Origin of the sequence: Promicromonospora sp. Populi (assembly GCF_041081105.1) — a bacterium.
Taxonomy (GTDB): domain Bacteria; phylum Actinomycetota; class Actinomycetes; order Actinomycetales; family Cellulomonadaceae; genus Promicromonospora.
On the sequence record NZ_CP163528.1, the window covers coordinates 2,602,097 to 2,616,108 of the forward strand.

The following is a 14,012-nucleotide window of genomic DNA, read 5'->3' on the forward strand; positions in this document are numbered from 1 at the left end:
CTCCTTGTTCAGATGTTCGACGCCGGTGCCCGCCAGGCTCGGGAGACCGTTGCCTGGCCCAGCACGCGCGTACCGCGGTAGACGACCACAGACTGGCCCGGGGCCACACCACGCAGGGGCGTCCCGGTCAGCTCTATCTCCATCGCCGGCCCGGATCCGTCCGTCTCTCCATTGCCCGACGGCGGTCGCTCCTCGTCACCATACGCGTCGCTGACCTGGGCGATCGACCGCACCCGTGCCGGGACGGGCGCCCCGTGCGCGCGCACCTGCACCTCGGCGTCGAACCAGCCGTCCGCTTCGACCACCGACGGCAGCACGTCGTCGAACCACAGGGCCTTCTCCCCCGCGATCCGGTCCACGCTCAGCAGCTCGGCGGGCCCCACGACCACGGTGTTCGTCGCGGGCTGCACGTCCACCACGTACCGCGCCCTGCCGTCGGCGGCGGGGCGCCCCAGGGCGAGGCCTCGGCGCTGGCCCACGGTGAACGCGTAGGCGCCGTCGTGCTCGCCCACCACGTCGCCCGAGGTGTCGACCACGGAGCCGGGGCGGGAGCCCAGGCGGGACTGCAGAAAGCCGCGGGTGTCACCGTCGGCCACGAAGCAGATGTCGTAGGAGTCGGGCTTCGCCGAGACGGACAGCCCGCGCTTCGCGGCCTCGGCCCGTACCTCGTCCTTGGACGCGAACCCGCCCAGCGGGAACATCGCACGCGCGAGCCGCTCCGGCCCGGCGACGGCCAGCACGTAGGACTGGTCCTTGGCGTCGTTCGGCGAGCGGTGCAGCTCGCGCACGAGCCGCATGCCCGACGTCGGCCCGCCATCCTCCGCGACCGACGCGTCCGACGCTCCTGATGCGACCGGCACCTCTCGCGTGACGATCTGCGCGTAGTGCCCGGTCGCTACGGCGTCGAACCCGAGGGCGGTCGCCTTGTCGAGCAGGGCCTCGAACTTGATGTGCTCGTTGCAGCGCACGCACGGGTTGGGGGTGCGGCCGGCCTCGTACTCCGAGAGGAAGTCGGCCACCACCGTCTCCTCGAAGCGCTCGGACAGGTCCCACACGTAGTACGGGATGCCGAGCACGTCGGCGGCGCGGCGGGCGTCACCGGCGTCCTCGATGGAGCAGCAGCCGCGCGATCCCGTACGGAACTGGTCCCGGTTGCGGGACAGCGCCATGTGCACGCCCACGACGTCGTGACCCGCCTCGACAGCGAGCGCCGCGGCGACCGCGGAGTCCACCCCGCCCGACATGGCGGCCAGCACCCTCATGCCCCGCCCCCGATCGTGCGGCCGGACACCAAGCCCGCGGCCTGCGCCCGCGCGACGACGTGCGGCAGTGCGTCGACCAGCCGGTCGACGTCGGACTCGGTGGACGTCGCCCCGAGCGTGAAGCGCAGCGCGCCGCGGGCCTCCGTCTCGGGGACGCCCATCGCGAGGAGCACGTGCGACGGCTGCGGCACGCCCGCCTGGCACGCCGACCCGGTGGAGGCCTGCACGCCCGCCGAGTCCAGCAGGTACAGCAGGGAGTCGCCCTCCGCGCCCGGGAAGGTGAAGTGCGCGTTGCCGGGCAGCCGGTCGCCCGTCGCCGGGTCCGGGCCCCGCAGCACGGCCGAGGAGGCGGCGGCGCGCACCCGCGCGATGAGGTCGTCGCGCAGGGCGGACAGCCGGGCGGCGCGCTTCGGCATGCAGTCGACGGCGTGGCGCGCCGCGACGCCGAAAGCGGCGATCGAGGCGGCGTCCAGCGTGCCGGAGCGCACGCCGCGCTCCTGCCCGCCGCCGTGCTGCACGGCTTCGAGCGCCAGGTCGCGCTTGGCGAGCAGGGCGCCCACGCCGACGGGGCCGCCCAGCTTGTGGCCGGTGACGGTCATGGCGTCCACGCCCGACGCCGTGAAGTCGACCTCGGCCTGGCCGACCGCCTGCACGGCGTCGGTGTGCACGGGGATGCCGTAGGGGCGCGCGGCGCGCACCACGTCGCGGACGGGCTGGAGCGTGCCCACCTCGTTGTTGGCCCACATGACGCTGATCAGCGCCGTCTCGTCGGCGTGGGCGGCGAGCTCGGCGCGCAGGGCGTCGAGGTCGAGCCGTCCGTCGCCGTCGACGGGCAGGAGCACTATCTCGGCGCCCGCGTGCCCGGCGAGCCAGAAGGCGGGGTCAAGCACCGCGTGGTGCTCGACGGCGGAGACGAGGATCCGGGTGCGGCTCTTGTCCTGTGCGCGGCGTCCCCAGAAGATGCCCTTGATCGCGAGGTTGTCCGCCTCGGTACCGCCCGACGTGAAGATGACCTCGCTGGGCCGCGCGCCGAGCGACTTCGCCAGCGACTCGCGCGCCTCCTCGACCGCGCGCCGGGCCGAGCGGCCCGCGGAGTGCAACGACGACGCGTTGCCGGTGCGCTGCGCCTCGGCCACGAACGCCGCGAGCGCCGCAGCCGACATGGGTGTGGTCGCGGCGTGGTCGAGATAGGCGCCCTCGGGCGCACGCGGGGGTTCGGCGTGCGCGCCGCTCGCCGTCAGGGGCGTGCGTGCGGGATCGGGGGGCGGAGTCGTCACGGTCATCAAGTCTACGAACGTCGTCGAGGCCCGATCGCATCCCGCGGTGTGAGCCGCGCGACGGTCACCGCCTGGAGAACTCGTGGGAGAGGTCCATGTCCCACTGCGCCAGGGCGCTCCCGGACACCTGCCAGACGTACTCGTTCTTGAGCTTGCCGCTGTCCGTGGCGAAGGGTCCGGAGCGGTATCCGTAGAACGCGATGGTGGGCAGGGTGCCCTCCGGCGCGGTGAGCACCGCGTTGTGGAAGTCCCCGTTCCGGCGGCGGAGCTCTTCCGCGACGAGCGCCCGGTACAGGTCCTGGTCCAGCCGGTCCTGGTCCAGTGCGGCAGCGGCCGTCGCGGCCGCGGTGAGCTGGAGCGCGATGTGGAGCTGCCGATCGCCGCCGGCGTCCTCGTAGCTGATCAGGCGGTGGTTCTCGACCGTCTCCAGGAGCTCGGGGCTGCTGTGGATGACGTCGCGCAGCGCGTCGGGCCCGACGACGGCGCCGTTGTAGTCGACGGACAGGTCGGACCGCCCGTAGTGGAACAGGAGCGGGAGGTCGAGGAACTTCTCGGCGATCACGGCGTCGTGGCCGAGCTCCTTGAGCACCGGCAGGACCTCGCGCATGCGCAGCACGTGGCCGCGGTCGTGGATGTTGTACCGGATGCGGGGGTTGATGTTCCGGTCCCGGGCGATCGTGACGATCAGCTCGCCGTCGTCGTTGGTCTCCAGCAGGTAGTCGAAGGGTTTGAACTGGAAGATCATCGGGAGCACGCCGTACTCACCGGTCTTGGTCAGCCGTTCGGACAGGCGCGGGTCGTCGTGGATCGCGCGCCGCAGGGCGACGGTGAAGTCGGTCTCGATGCTGAGGTTGATCTCCAGGTCGCTGGCCCCGTAGGAGCCGAACGCGCTGTGGGCGTACCGGAGGATGTGCGAGCGCATGTCCTCGCTGATGCCTTCCCCGCCGAACGCGGCCACGATGTCGTACTCGCCCCAGGCCAGCCGGTCGTCGTCGAACAGGGACTTCAGGAACGGCGGGTAGCTGGTGATGATGTAGGTGTAGTCGGTCCCGAACTCCCGCATCGTGCTGATGATCTTGTCCTTGTCGGGGCCGACGGACTTGATCATCGTGACCTCGGTGAGCGAGGCCGTGACGTTCATCCCGGTGGCCCACGCACCGAGGGAGAACGCGTTCAGGACGAACGGCTTCTTCTTCAGGCTCGACGCGGTCCGGGCGAAGCCCACCTGGAGCAGCTGGCGCGTGGCGGCGCGCTCCTCGCGCCCGCGGACCCAGCTCGTGGGCTTGCCGGAGCTCCCGGACGACTCGTCGACCACGACGCCGCGGCGGGGCAGCTTTCCCCCGACGCAGCGCTCGGGGATGCTCCACCGTTTGACGTAGGACTCCTTGTCCATCTCCGGGATCCCCTGGAACGCTTCGGTGAGGGAGCCCTTGAAGGTCAGGCTTCCGTCCCGGTCACGTTCCGCGAGGAACGCGCGGTAGGCGGGCACCTGGTTCGCCGCGAGGTCGAAGGTGCGCCACGCGCGCAGCCGGCCCAGCCACCAGCGCAGCGGCTCGATGCCGGGCCCGAGGAGCAGCTTGTGCGTGTGGACGCTGTGCGTGAGCGGGCGGACGACGGCATCCACCAGGCCCACGAGGGCGAACGCGAGGAGGCGCTTCATGCGGTTGCTCCGATCAGCATCGACGCTGCGGGACGCCGGTGCGCCACGGGAGGGGTCTTGCTGTAGCCGAACCGGAACAGCATCCAGGCCATCCGGCCGGTGCCCTCGTCGGCGGCCACCGCCTGGGCGAACGCCAGGTGCGAACCGGGGTTGGTGATCACCGTGCCGAAGGGGTGGAGCCGCACCCCGTGCGCGGTGAGCTCGAGCCAGAGCCGCATGAAGGTGCGCCCAGCCTCGATGTAGTCCGCCGGCCCCGCGAACGGGCCCTCCAGCCAGCCGAGCTGGCGGACCCCGCGCATGGTGTTCAGGTACATCCAGCGGATCGCCCCGCCGACTACCGGCGCGTCCCACAGGCCGCGGTGCGACATGGCGAACCGGAGCAGGCCGCCGGGCATGAGCATGGCCTCGGCGCTCAGGCCGTCGGCCCGCTCGCGGGCGTCGTCCTTGCTGAACCGCAGCCAGGTCATGATCTCGCCGTAGACCGCGTCGTTGCGCAGGTCGGAGAACAGGGTCGCCTGGTTGATGTGCACGAGCCGGCGCACGATCCGGCGGTCCGCGGTGGTGCGGAACGTGTGGCCAGCGGCGTCCGCCACGGCCGCGGCGCCCACCACCACGTCGTCGGGCACGAGCCGGGCGTCATAGGGACGACGGGACGTGCGGCGGGAGCGGAACAGCTCCAGCCGTTCCCGGGCCGCGTCCGAGACGGCTCGCGGCGTGAGGGTCACCGTGCCCAGGCTGTGCAGCCGGTCGGCGCTGTCGAAGTCCATCTCGCGGTGGTCCAGGCTCTCCGCCACCGTGTACCCCAGCCCTTCCGCGACGGTGCGGAGCGACTCCAGGAAGACTCCCGCGCAGACGTGCCCGAACGGGATGCCGAACGACTCCGCGGGAAGGCCGAGGTCGAGGTCGTAGTAGAGCTCGGCGGTCCGGTCGTCGACAGGCCGGAGCTTGATCGGCTGCGAGTTGTGCGGGGAGGGGTAATGGCGCGCGTCCTCGACGACGAGCGGCCACGGGTCCACGTGTGACACCGGATCCTCCTTGGTTCGGCGCAGCCTGCTGTGCGGGTCGCACGCAACCTAGCGCGACCGCGGGCAGCACCGCCCGGAAGGTGGCGAAAGCGTTATGTGATCGGCAGTACGTCAGGTGGTCGGCAGCCCGGGCTGCCGACCACCTGACGTACTACCGTCGCCCGAGCGCTGGTTACGCGCCGGAGCCCGTGCGCTGCCACGGGAACGGGCCCGGGCCGTCGAACCAGCCGGGGCGGCCGCCGCGGCCCTCCTTGTAGACCTGCACGATCGACGGGCGCGGTCCGCGCCAGGCGCCGGCCGGCACGTCCTCGCCGTCCTGAAGGTAGTCCGGGAAGTACGAGTGCTGCGCGGCGAAGCTGCCGTTCTCACCCGGGTGCTGGACGGCCACGTAGACCATGCCGTCCTGGGAGTCGACGACGGGGCCGCACGTCTCGGCCTCGGCCGGGACCGACAGGAACTGCTGCACGTGACCGCGCTCGCGCCCGGTCAGCGGCACCTTGAACAGGCCATCGCACTTGGCGATGCTGCCCGGCTGACCGTCCGTGGAGATCCACAGGTTGCCCTCCTGGTCGAACGCCAGGTTGTCGGGGCAGGAGATCGGGGAGACGCGGTCGGCCGGGAAGCCGGAGAAGTAGGCGGAACCGTCCACCGACGGGTCCCCCGCGACGATCAGCAGGTTCCACGTGAACGTGGTGGCCAGCTGGTTTCCGCGGTCCTCGGTGATCTCCACCACGTGGCCCGAGCGGTTGGTGTTGCGCGGGTTCGGCTCGTCGGCGGGCGCGATGCGGCCGCCGGGGGTGCCGCCACGGCTCGAGTTGTTGGTGCACGCCACGTAGATCTTGCCCGTGTGCGGGTTGGGCTCCACGTCCTCGGGGCGGTCCATCTTGGTGGCGCCCACGGCGTCGGCGGCGACGCGGGTGTAGACCAGCACCTCCTCGACGGACATGCCCGGCACCATGCTGCGGCCGCCCTTCACCAGCGGCACCCACTCGCCGCGCCCGTCGAAGGAGCCGTCGGACGGGACCGCGCCCGTGCCGTCGATCTCGCTCGCCGGGGAGTCACCGATGAACCGCGCGACGTAGAGGTCGCCCTCGGACAGCAGCGTCTTGTTGTGCTCGCGGGCCCAGTCGGACCGGCCGGAGCGCATGCGGTTCTTGGAGACGAACTTGTAGACGTAGTCGAAGATCTCGTCGTCGCCCATGTAGGCCACTGCGTGGTTGTCCTTGGACAGGATGACGTTCGCACCCTCGTGCTTGAACCGGCCCATCGCCGTGTGCTTCACGGGGGTGGCGTCCGGGTCGTACGGGTCGATCTCGACGATCCAGCCGAACCGGTTGGGCTCGTTCTCGTAACCGGGGTTGCGGGCGTCCCAGCGCGGGTCGTCGGCGTCCCAGCCGGTGCCCGGGGCTGCGTTGCGCAGGCCGTAGCGGGCGTCTCGCGGGTTGGTGCCCGACGTCCGGAAGAAGCCGTGGAAGTTCTCCTCGCCCGAGAGCACGGTGCCCCACGGCGTGGTGCCGCCCGAGCAGTTGTTCATCGTGCCGAACACGCGCTTGCCGGTCGGGTCCGCGACGGTCTTGACCAGGTCCGACCCGGCGGCCGGGCCGTCCAGGCGGAACTCGGTGCCGATGTGGAACCGGCGGTTGAACTTGCTGATCCGCGAGTACGTCCACGGCGCACCGGTGCGCTTGCGCTTGACCTCGACCACCGACATGCCGTGTGCGGCGCGGTCCACCGCACGGCGGGTGACGGCGTCCAGCTCGGGCGGGTACATGATGCCGGGGTTCGTGTACTCGTGGTTCACCACGAGCAGGCCGCGGGTGCCGCGGCCCGGGCCACGGCCCTTGGCGTTGTCCTCGATGTCCGTCGGGTCGAACGGCAGGATGTCGGTGTAGTCGACGTTGTAGCCGAACTGCAGCGCCTGCTGCTGCGGCGTCTGGTTCGCGACATCGAACGCGCGGCCGCCCGGCATGATCGGGTCGCCCCAGCGGATGATCGCGTTCCACTCGTAGCCGTCGGGCACGATCACGTCGTCGACGGCGGCGGGTGTCGCGGCGATGGGCCGGAAGGACAGGCCCTTGTGGCCGGAGCTCCCGGGCCAGCCGGTGGCCGCGGCCTCGGGGGCACCGGCAACCTGTGCACCGACGACGACGGCGCCCGCCGCCACCGCCATCGTGCCGAGCATCGCCCGGCGGGTCAGCGCAGCGCTGGCCACGTCCTTGAAGTACTCGTTGGCGCTCTGGTTCGGCGCGGGGTGGGAGCAGGCGTCGGCACACTTGAGCCGACACGTGACAGGGCTGCGCTTACCACGCGCGTAGGGCGCCAGCTGCAGCAGCGGGCGCGACTCGGGGGCGATCGTCATCGGAGTTCTCCGGTCTGACTGAGGGGGGTCGGTCGTGGTCAACCTAGGAGCGGGCCATGTCGTCGCCACGAAAGCCTCGGTACGCCCCGGTGAACGCAAGGTGTCCGGGAGGTGATTCGGGCGTACTTCACCCGGGTCTCACCCAGCGCGCGCCCAGAACTCACCCTAGGAGCGCGCGGCTCGTGACGTCGTGCCAGCCCTCGGCCCGCAGCAGCTGCTCCGCGCCGCGGGACCGCAGCCCCCGCTCGCACACCACGACCACCGGGCGGTCGACCGGGTGGTCCAGCAGCTCGGGCGGGAGCTCCCCGGCCGCCAGGTCCTCCAGCCGCACGAACACGGCCCCGGGCACGGCACCCGGCCGCAGCCCGACGTCGAGCAGCAGCACCCCCGGCGCGCCCGGCTCGCCCAGCGCGCTCGGCTCGCCCAGGGCAGGGGGCTCTACGGCTCCCGGGGTCCGTGCAGCGGCGCCGGTGTCCGGGCCGTCCGTGCCCGACGACGGCGGCGGGGCCAGCTCGATCGTGTCCCACGTGGACGTGCGCGCGTCGTAGGCCAGCAGCCGGCCCAGCGCCGGCTCGCCCGTGCCCGTCAGCACCTTGACGGCCTCGACCGCCATCGTCGAGCCCACGACCCCGCACGCCGGGCTGAGCACGCCCACCGTCGCGCACGACTCCCCCTCGGGCGGCTGCGGGCCGAACACGTCCGGGTAGGTGATCGCCCGCCCGTCCGGCGCCGCCGACCAGAAGACGCTCACCTGCCCGTCCCAGCCCAGCACCGTGCCCCAGACGACGGGCAGGCCGAGCCTCGCGGCGGCGTCGGACACGGCGTAGCGGGTCTGATAGGTGTCCGACCCGTCGACCACCAGGTGGTACCCGCCGAGGATGGCGGCGGCGTTGTCGCGGGTCAGCCGCTCGTGATGCGCGATCACCTCGGCCTCGGGGGCCAGCCCGCGCAGCGCGTCCGCGGCCGAAGCCGTCTTGTCGCGCCCGACGTCGGCCGCCGAGTGCAGTACCTGGCGCTGCAGGTTGGAGGCGTCGACGACGTCGTCGTCGACGATGCCGAGCGTGCCCACACCCGCCGCCGCGAGGTACTGCAGCACCGGCGACCCGAGCCCGCCCGCCCCCACCACGACGACCCGCGATGCGGCGAGACGCTCCTGCGCGGCCAGCCCGAACCCGTCGAGCAGGAGATGCCGCGCGACCCGCCGCCGCTCGGCGGCCCCGAGCCGGCCGGGACCCAGCACGGGCGGTAACGAAGACGACCTCACCACCACATTCCACCACGCCCACGTCGGCGTCGGGACGGATCGCATCCAAAGGCTGCAACGATTGGGCGCATGGTGCAGTCACGACAAGCAGAACCGCAGCGCGTCCCGGGCGAGCCCGCCCCGCGGCCGGTCGTCCGGCCGCTGATCCGGCCGACGGCGCGGCGCAGCCACGTCCCGCCGCTCGGGGTGTACGTCACGCCCGACGGCGGGATCGACGCCGCGGTGCTCGCCTCGCACGCGACCGCCGTCGACCTGTGCCTGATCGACGTCACCGACCCGGCCCTGGACGAGCACGACCCGAACCGGTACACCGAGCGGCGGGTCGAGATGGTGGGGCCGGTGTACGGCGTCTGGCACACGCATGTCCCGAACGTCGAGCCTGGTCAGCGCTACGGCTTCCGGGTGTACGGGCCGTGGGAGCCGGAAGCGGGGCTGCGGCACAACCCGGCCAAGCTGCTGATCGACCCGTACGCCCGCGGGTTCGCGGGCCGCCTGCGCTACGGGCCCGAGGTGGTGGGGTCCGTAGCGACGGAGCGGGAGCCGGGCTGGTGGCTGGGCGACCCCCACGGCCCCGCGGACGACGCCGACTCGCTGGCGTACGTGCCGCACTCCGTCGTCGTCGGGCCGTTGCCGCCGCCCCCTCCCCTGACGCGCCCGCGGGTGCCCTGGGCCGACACCGTGATCTACGAGGCGCACGTGCGCGGCCTGACCATGCTCCGCGAGGACATCCCGGCCGAGCTACGGGGCACGTACGCGGGGGCCGCGCACCCGGCCGTCGTCGAGCACCTCTTGAGCCTGGGCGTGACGACGCTGGAGCTGCTGCCCATCCACAAGAGCCTGGCGGAGTCGCGACTGGCGGCCAACGGGCTGCCGAACTACTGGGGCTACAACACGCTCGGGTTCTTCGCGCCCAACGCCGCCTACGCCACCCGGGCCGCGCAGGACCAGGGCGCCGAGGCAGTGCTCGACGAGGTGCGCGGCATGGTGCACCTGCTGCACGAGGCGGGCATCGAGGTGCTGCTCGACGTCGTCTACAACCACACCTGCGAGGGCGGCGACGACGACCTGCACTTGGCCTGGCGCGGGCTCGACAACCCCCTCTACTACCTGCACGACGGCGCCTCGCCCGCCGCTCTCGCCGACGTCACCGGCACGGGCAACTCGCTGGACTTCCGGCGGCCGCGCGTGATCCAGCTCGCGCTGGACTCGCTGCGGTACTGGGCCGAGACCGTCGGCGTGGACGGCTACCGGTTCGACCTCGCGGTGACGCTGGGCCGGGGCAACGTCGGTTTTGACCCCGACCACCCGTTCCTCGTCGCGCTGCAGACCGACCCGGTGCTGTCGGGCCTGAAGCTGGTGGCAGAGCCGTGGGACGTTGGGCCCGGCGGCTGGCAGACCGGCTCGTTCCCGCCGCCCATGGCGGAGTGGAACGACCGGTTCCGGGACGCCGCACGCGGGTTCTGGCTGAACGCGCCGAAGCAGGGCGCGCGCGGGCAGGAGATGCGCGGGCTGCGCGAGCTCGCCACGCGGCTGGCCGGGAGCGCCGACCTGTTCGGGCCGAGCGACCCGCCGCTGGTGCGCGGGCCCGTGGCCTCGGTCAACTACGTCACCGCGCACGACGGCTTCACGCTCGCGGACCTCGTGGCCTACGACCACAAGCACAACGAGGCCAATCTCGAGGACAACCGCGACGGCTCGGACAACAACCTGTCGTGGAACCACGGGCTGGAGGGCCACACGTCGTCGGGCGACGACGCCACCACGGAGCCGTGGCAGGCGATCGTGCCGCCGCGCCGCAGGTCGCAGCGCAACCTGCTGGGCACCCTGCTGCTCGCGGCCGGCACCCCGATGCTGACCGCGGGCGACGAGTTCGGCCGCACCCAGGGCGGCAACAACAACGCGTACATGCAGGACAACGCGACCTCCTGGCTGCGGTGGGCGATCGACGACGCCGGCACCGACCTCCTGGAGACCACCCGCTACCTGCTGCGGCTGCGGCGGGAGAACCCCGCGCTGCGGGCCGACTCGTTCTACCTGGGCTCGCCTCGGCCGCACGAGCTGGACACCGACCTGCTCTGGTTCGCCGAGACGGGTGCGCCCATGGAGCCCGAGACCTGGAACGAGCCGGGCCGGCGCGTGCTGCAGATGCTGCGGCCCGGACCGGCGACGGGCGACGCGGACGTGCTGCTGGTCGTCAACGGCGGCCTGGGCGACATCGAGGTGACACTCCCGCCGACCCGTCCGGGCAGCGCGCCCTGGGAGCTCGTCTGGGACTCCGCGTGGGACGCGCCCGTGGTGCCCGACGACGAGACCGGTCCCCGGACCTCCGTGACCCTGGACGCCCTGAGCCTGCACGTCCTCCTCTCCCCGGGCACCCCCTGACCCCGTTACAGTGCGCTCATGACTGACTCTGTCTCCAACAACGACGTTGCCGCAGCGGTCGACACCGACGTCTTAGTCGTCGGCGCGGGGCTCTCCGGGCTCGTCACCGCGACCGAGCTGACGGCGGCGGGCAAGCGGGTGGTCCTGCTCGACCAGGAGCCGGCGGCGTCGCTGGGCGGGCAGGCCTGGTGGTCGTTCGGCGGGCTGTTCCTCGTGGACTCCCCCGAGCAGCGCCGCCTCAAGGTCAAGGACTCGTTCGACCTCGCCTTCGCCGACTGGCTCGGCTCCGCCCAGTTCTCGCCGGGAGCCGACCGGGGAGAAGGACCGGACCGCTTCGGCTACCGCTGGGCCAAGGGGTTCGTCGAGTTCGCCGCCGGCGACATGCGGTCTTGGCTGCACGCCAAGGGTGTGCGCTGGTTCCCGCTGGTGCAGTGGGCGGAGCGCGGCGGCTACCCGGCGGGCGGGCACGGCAACTCGGTACCTCGCTTCCACGTCACGTGGGGCACCGGCCCCGCGATCGTCGAGCCGTTCGTCAAGGCCGCGCACGAGGCGAACCGGGCCGGGCTGCTCGACCTGCGGTTCCGGCACCGGGTCACGTCCCTGGTCGTCACGGACGGCCGGGTCACCGGGGTCCGTGCGGAGATCTTGGCCGACGACGACGCCGGGCGCGGCGAACCTTCCAGCCGCACCGTGACCGGCGAGGTGGAGCTGTCCGCCCAGGCGGTCGTCATCGCGAGCGGAGGCATCGGCGCGAACCACGACCTGGCGCGAGCCCACTGGTCGGCCGACGCCGGGCGGCTCCCCGAGCGGATGCTGTCGGGTGTGCCCGACTCCACGGACGGGCTCTTGCTCGGCGTCGCCGCGGCGTCGGGCGCCGCCCTGGTGCACGAGGACCGGATGTGGCACTACCCGGAGGGCATCGCCAACCACTCGCCGGTGTGGTCCAAGCACGGCATCCGAATCCTGCCCGGCCCGTCCTCCCTGTGGCTCGACGCCGACGGCGGCCGCCTGCCGGGCCCGCTGTTCCCCGGCTTCGACGCCCTCGGGGCGCTGCAGCACGTCACAACCCGCGGCGACGACCACTCCTGGTTCGTGCTGAACAAGGCGATCATGGAGAAGGAGTTCGCGCTGTCGGGCTCCGAGCAGAACCCCGACCTGACCGGCAAATCGGTACCCCTCCTCCTGGATCGGGCGCGCGGCAAGTCGGTGCCCGTGCGGACCTTCGCGGAGCGGTCGGGAGAGTTCCTCTGGGCGGACACCCCGGCCGAGCTCGCCGGGAAGATGAACGCGCTGACCGAGGCCACTCCCGGATCTTCGGGGCACGTGGACGCCGAGGCGCTGGCCGGCCTCATCGCGGCCCGCGACCAGCAGGTCGCCACCGGGCTCGGCAAGGACCCGCAGGTCGTGGCGACGGCGGCGGCCCGGCACTTCGTCGTCGACAAGGTCATGCGGGTCGCGCCGCCGCGCGCCTTCAGCGACCCGAAGGACGGCCCGCTGCTCGCCGTCCGCCTGTCGGTGCTGACCCGCAAGACGCTCGGCGGCATCTGGTGCGACGAGACGGGCCGCGCCCTGACCCCGGACGGCGACGTGCTGGAGGGGCTGTGGGCCGTCGGCGAGGCCGCGGGCTTCGGCGGCGGCGGTGTGCACGGCCACCGCGCCCTGGAGGGCACGTTCCTCGGCGGCTGCCTCTTCACGGGCCGAACGACGGGCCGCGCCCTGGCGGAGATGCTGTAGGGCGGACTCAGCGGAGCAGGGCCGTGCCGTCTTCCAGGGCGAAAACGACGGCGCCTCCGGCGCAGCGGGTCACCAGCTCCGCCGGCCAGTCGCCGGTCAGCGGCACTACATCGACGTCTGAGCCGACGTCGGACAGGCCCGCGCCGTCGCCCGGGTGCAGGCCCGTCACGCGGGTGCCGCCCGGGCGGCCGAGCCGTTCGCGCACCGAGTCCGGCCGGTCGAAGAACCAGTGTGTCGGGGCGTTGGAGTCCAGCGCCTCCGCGAGCCGCTCCAGGTCGCGAGCCGCGAGCCGCAGGACGGGGGCCACCCAGGCGGCGTTCTCGGTCACCATCGCCTCGGTCCGGCGCGGATCGGAGAGGCCGACCCGGGTCCCGTCCCGGAACGAGCCCGCGGCGAGCCGCAGCGCGAGGTCGCGCACGGGCGCCCCTGCCACGGCCCCGAGCAGCTGGTTGGCCAGCACGTGCGGTACGTGCGACACGAGGGCGGCGGCCTCGTCGTGCAGCTCGTCGGTGAGCACCGCGGCTGTCCCGCCCAGCGGGCCCGTGACCAGGCGCAGCACCCGCTCGAGGCGAGCCGGGTCGGTTCCGGGCGCACACGTCACCGCCCACGGGATGCCCTGCAGCAGCTCCACCGACGAGGCTTCGAACCCGCTCCGCTCCGTCCCCGACATCGGGTGCGCCCCCACGTAGCGGTCGCCCAGCCCGGCGTCGGACACTGCCTCCCGGACGGGCGCCTTCACCGATCCGACGTCGGTCACCGTCGGGTCCCAGCCGGGCTCGCCGGACAGCGCCTCGGCGAGCTCCGCCGCGACGGCCCGCATGGCACGCAGCGGCACGGCGAGCACCACGACGTCGGGCCGCTGCACCGCGAGCCCGGCGACGTCGTCCGCCACCGTGAGACCGGCCGCCCGGGCCGCCTCCGCCGACGACGGGTCGGTGGCGACCACCGGGACGCCGGCGCCCTGCAGGGCGCGGGCGAGCGAACCACCGATCAGGCCGAGGCCCACGATGCCCACCGAGCCGCCCTGCTCGCGCAGCGTGCTCACCGCA

9 protein-coding genes are annotated in these 14,012 nt (G+C 72.9%); 2 read left to right on the forward strand and 7 right to left on the reverse strand.

Annotation, left to right across the window (positions count from 1 at the left end; genetic code table 11):
- Positions 1-8: 8 nt before the first annotated feature.
- The 6 genes from mnmA to AB1046_RS11855 all read right to left on the reverse strand — a co-directional run bounded on the left by mnmA (position 9) and on the right by AB1046_RS11855 (position 8,823).
- A complete protein-coding gene (gene mnmA, locus AB1046_RS11830) occupies positions 9-1,262 on the reverse strand; it encodes a tRNA 2-thiouridine(34) synthase MnmA (RefSeq protein WP_369375509.1) in 1,254 nt (417 codons plus the stop codon).
- Positions 1,259-2,545, reverse strand: coding sequence for a cysteine desulfurase family protein (locus tag AB1046_RS11835; RefSeq protein ID WP_369375511.1), 1,287 nt, complete (start codon positions 2,543-2,545; stop codon positions 1,259-1,261). Before AB1046_RS11835 ends, mnmA begins: the two co-directional genes overlap by 4 nt.
- Before the next feature lie 58 nt (positions 2,546-2,603).
- Positions 2,604-4,199, reverse strand: a complete 1,596-nt coding sequence (locus tag AB1046_RS11840) for a phenylacetate--CoA ligase family protein (protein ID WP_369375513.1) — start codon at positions 4,197-4,199, stop codon at positions 2,604-2,606.
- Entirely contained in the window at positions 4,196-5,224 is a 1,029-nt protein-coding gene (locus AB1046_RS11845) for a hypothetical protein (protein ID WP_369375515.1), read from the reverse strand. The genes AB1046_RS11840 and AB1046_RS11845 overlap by 4 nt, the downstream gene beginning before the upstream one ends.
- 172 nt (positions 5,225-5,396) lie before the next feature.
- Positions 5,397-7,583 carry a PhoX family phosphatase gene (locus AB1046_RS11850; protein ID WP_369375517.1) on the reverse strand — a complete coding sequence of 729 codons (2,187 nt, stop codon included), beginning with the start codon at positions 7,581-7,583 and terminating at the stop codon, positions 5,397-5,399.
- Between the two features lie 160 nt (positions 7,584-7,743).
- A complete protein-coding gene (locus AB1046_RS11855; protein WP_369375519.1) occupies positions 7,744-8,823 on the reverse strand; it encodes a ThiF family adenylyltransferase in 1,080 nt (359 codons plus the stop codon).
- 93 nt (positions 8,824-8,916) lie between these two features.
- On the opposite strand from AB1046_RS11855, the gene glgX reads away from it, so the two are divergent.
- A complete protein-coding gene (gene glgX, locus AB1046_RS11860; RefSeq protein ID WP_369375521.1) occupies positions 8,917-11,229 on the forward strand; it encodes a glycogen debranching protein GlgX in 2,313 nt (770 codons plus the stop codon).
- 18 nt (positions 11,230-11,247) lie between these two features.
- Positions 11,248-12,963, forward strand: coding sequence for an FAD-binding dehydrogenase (locus tag AB1046_RS11865; RefSeq protein ID WP_369369517.1), 1,716 nt, complete (start codon positions 11,248-11,250; stop codon positions 12,961-12,963).
- Positions 12,964-12,970: 7 nt separating this feature from the next.
- Here AB1046_RS11865 and AB1046_RS11870 read toward each other — a convergent pair whose 3' ends face one another.
- Complete coding sequence (locus AB1046_RS11870; RefSeq protein WP_369369518.1) at positions 12,971-14,008, reverse strand: prephenate dehydrogenase; 1,038 nt, start codon at positions 14,006-14,008, stop codon at positions 12,971-12,973.
- Between the last annotated feature and the right edge of the window lie 4 nt (positions 14,009-14,012).

Excerpts from the sequence above, each read along its gene's own strand:
- mnmA (WP_369375509.1), bottom strand. The coding sequence starts at position 1,262 with ATGAGGGTGCTGGCCGCCATGTCGGGCGGGGTGGACTCCGCGGTCGCC.
- AB1046_RS11835 (WP_369375511.1), bottom strand. The coding sequence starts at position 2,545 with ATGACCGTGACGACTCCGCCCCCCGATCCCGCACGCACGCCCCTGACG.
- AB1046_RS11840 (WP_369375513.1), bottom strand. The coding sequence starts at position 4,199 with ATGAAGCGCCTCCTCGCGTTCGCCCTCGTGGGCCTGGTGGATGCCGTC.
- AB1046_RS11850 (WP_369375517.1), bottom strand. The coding sequence starts at position 7,583 with ATGACGATCGCCCCCGAGTCGCGCCCGCTGCTGCAGCTGGCGCCCTAC.
- glgX (WP_369375521.1), top strand. The coding sequence starts at position 8,917 with ATGGTGCAGTCACGACAAGCAGAACCGCAGCGCGTCCCGGGCGAGCCC.
- AB1046_RS11865 (WP_369369517.1), top strand. The coding sequence starts at position 11,248 with ATGACTGACTCTGTCTCCAACAACGACGTTGCCGCAGCGGTCGACACC.